Origin of the sequence: Paenibacillus farraposensis, assembly GCF_020736845.1 — a bacterium.
Taxonomy (GTDB): Bacteria; Bacillota; Bacilli; order Paenibacillales; family Paenibacillaceae; genus Paenibacillus; species Paenibacillus farraposensis.
Window position 1 is genome coordinate 252,390 of sequence record NZ_JAFFQR010000064.1, and the last position, 3,099, is coordinate 255,488.

General features: G+C 37.0%; 1 protein-coding gene and 1 pseudogene. Both read right to left on the minus strand.

Annotated elements, in window-relative coordinates; translation table 11 throughout:
* On the minus strand, positions 1-696 hold a 696-nt coding region (locus JO375_RS10930; RefSeq protein WP_322098721.1), incomplete at its 3' end, for a Kelch repeat-containing protein.
* Between the two features lie 538 nt (positions 697-1,234).
* A pseudogene (locus tag JO375_RS10935) lies at positions 1,235-2,647 on the minus strand (tetratricopeptide repeat protein).
* Positions 2,648-3,099: the final 452 nt, after the last annotated feature.

The window sequence follows — 3,099 nt, forward strand, 5'->3', positions numbered from 1 at the left end:
ATTAACGGGATCATATTCAAAAAATGTATTTAGTGAAACATTTCCACCACTACCAATATGTCTACCTGCTACAAGATAGATTTTGTCCTTATATACAACTGCGGAGGAAACATGAATTGTATTCGGTATAGGTTTCTTTGTAGACCAGCTGTCGGAAACTGGATCGTATACTTGGACAGTAGCAACTGAAAGTGTATTTGTTGTCAACCCACCAAACACATAAATCTTTCCTTTATACAAAACACTTGTCAAGGCACCTAAAGCCTGCGGCATAGCTTTTTTAACGCTCCATGTATCTGTCTGGGTATTGTAAACTTCAACATTATTTACTGAGGAGCCTCCGGTCCAGGTATAAGCATTACCTGTATAGCCACCAATAACATAAATATCATTTCCATAAGCAACGGAAGTTGCTTGAGCACGAGCCGTAGGCATGCTACTTCCTGAAGCCATTATATTATTTTTCGGATCATAAATTTGTACATCCTTATATGGGTCTGATCCTGAAGAACCACCGAATATATATATCTTGCCATTCAATTCGGAAACAGCACTTACCGCCTTAGGATTTTCTATAGTCGTTTTAATTGACCATTCATCGCTTACAGCTTCTGCTTTTACCTCTATAGCTGACATATTCATGAACACTATCACTACAATTAAAATACTCCATAATGCTTTAACTTTACTTATCACTTGATCTCCTCCTAGAAATATATTGAACTATTACGAAGATATATCATTCTCAAAAGTCTGTCTAAACATAAATTTGAATATTTATGAATATAACCCATATGTTTTCATTTTTATTTTTTATTGGGTATAAAAAAGACTCCATTTGGCTAAATACCAATGAAGTCCTTCTTTACATCTACTCTAAATTCAAAATGGTTAACGAAAAAAAGCCCAGCCGACCAATTAAGGTTAGCTGGGTATTGCTTTACTGACGTTTAAGAACCTCCAACCGTTTCCTGAAGCTGGATTCCTTGATTTTGGCTGTACGGATGAAAAGGCATAGCTAAGAAAAACAAAAAACTAGTAGCGGAATCAACAAAACCATTTTTTTAACATTGTCTAACCACACCTTTTCAATAAGATTTAAAATTTTACTTTGGGGTCAGTACTAATTGACCAACGAGGGCCTTTTAATTATGCCCCTCCAATGGTAACGTAAGGCTGAATACTATGGTGGTGGTTAAAGGCTTGATTAGGCACATTAACAATAAACAAAAAGCTAGCCGCTATGAGAAGCAGTACCGTTTTTTTCAACATTGTTCATCCACACCTTTTCAATAAGATTTAAAAATGCTGCTTTAGTTTCTGGAACCGCGTAATCCCGAAAGTGTAAAAATAAACCCATACAATTTATAAAATAGGTCTCATTATTTAGTGTATGATAACTTACCATTGAATACATCAAATGTTTAAAACCATCATTGTACACACCCCGATGTAAATAATAATACGCTAACTCGTAACCAAACCACGCGATATAGTCCGGTATCACCTGTTGCGTATACATATCATCTGATGATGGTTGCTGTGAAAAAGACGCAATCTCTGTTTCAAATCGTTTGAGTATATCGTCTACATCTATGCTATATTGGTTTGCTGCAATTATAACATTCAACAATTTTGAGATTTGTTCATTTGAGGCTACTGTTTCGGCAATGTATTCAACATAATCATGTAGCACACTTATATCTCCCGATAAAAGCTTATATACGTAAGTATTACCTTCTGCCCAACTTTTGAACAAGTTAACCCAGTGTTGAGTATCGTCGTCAGTCTCTTTAACCCAATCTAAATCAGCATAGGCGTATGTATATTGTAGGGCTTGCTGATAATCGCCTTTGGCTTCACTTACACTTGCACACAACAAATCGGCATAGGCGATGTATACAAACATAGGACGACTTAACTTCTTTGCAGCATCATTGCGTTCTTGGTTCTTCTGTTGTTGTTTCCAAGTGTATTGGATTTCCGCTTTAGCTTTCATTTTCTTTGCCATTTCCTCAACCTTGTCCCATTTACGCAGAGACCTGTATACGTTTGCCAAATCCTTCAACGCGTCAAGCTGGTCTATTTCATCCAGACGTTCGACAAAGGCTTCAAAAACAGCTGCTATCCTAACATTTTGGTTTTGATCATTTCCAATCTGAATCGTGAATATACGATATTGACAGAGTGCCAAACGCTCGGAATGCTGATATTTCTCCACTTCTGCCACGTTCTCATAGAGTATCAGCGCCGCTTCATGTTGACCCTGCGCGAATAGATCTTCCGCAATCTCGAATAGTTTTGATGAATAGAGTAGATTGTCCATGATGGCTCCCACCACTTTGCGGATCGTATCCAGCTTGTTCAGCTCTACGCACCGATATAAAAACGGCTCGATTCTCCTCATATTCGGGGGATGGTCGATGATGAAGTTTTCTATAAACAGATCGTAAAAATGGCCTTCCGGTAAACCCATAGCCTCAGTAATTTGGTCAAGCTGGTTAATAGACATAGGTTTATTGCCTGACACAATGGCACTTACTGCTCACCTATTCATGCCTGCAATTTTCCCGAATCGTGCTAAGTTCAAACCTTCTTGTTGGAGGTATCTGTCTAATTCTGCTCGAATCGTAGGTGTATGCTTCATGTCATGTCCACCCTTCATACAGAAATTCCAAAACTTTTATATTATTACATTCTATTGTTGTCCATAATTTAACAATTGTCAATAAGTTTTGAAATTTATACTCATGCAATATTCAAATGAATTATATATTTTCGAATATTGTCGATTACTGCAAGACAAATAGTGCTATAGCTTCATTTTTTCCATTTTGTTAATAAAATCACACATATTATTCCTGTTTCTGTTATATGTTAGCACAGTAATTCAAAATTATACCGAAATTTGAAAAGGATGTGTTACAATTGTTGAAGTTGAAGAACACAGCAGTAATACTCACAGGTGTCTTGGCTCTTACGGCGGTTGCTCCTTTAGCAGCATCTGCCCAAACAACAAGCATTGAATCTATCAGTGAACATACTACCTCGAAAACACAACAACAAATTGAAATCAATTCTCCGTCTGACTACATCCAC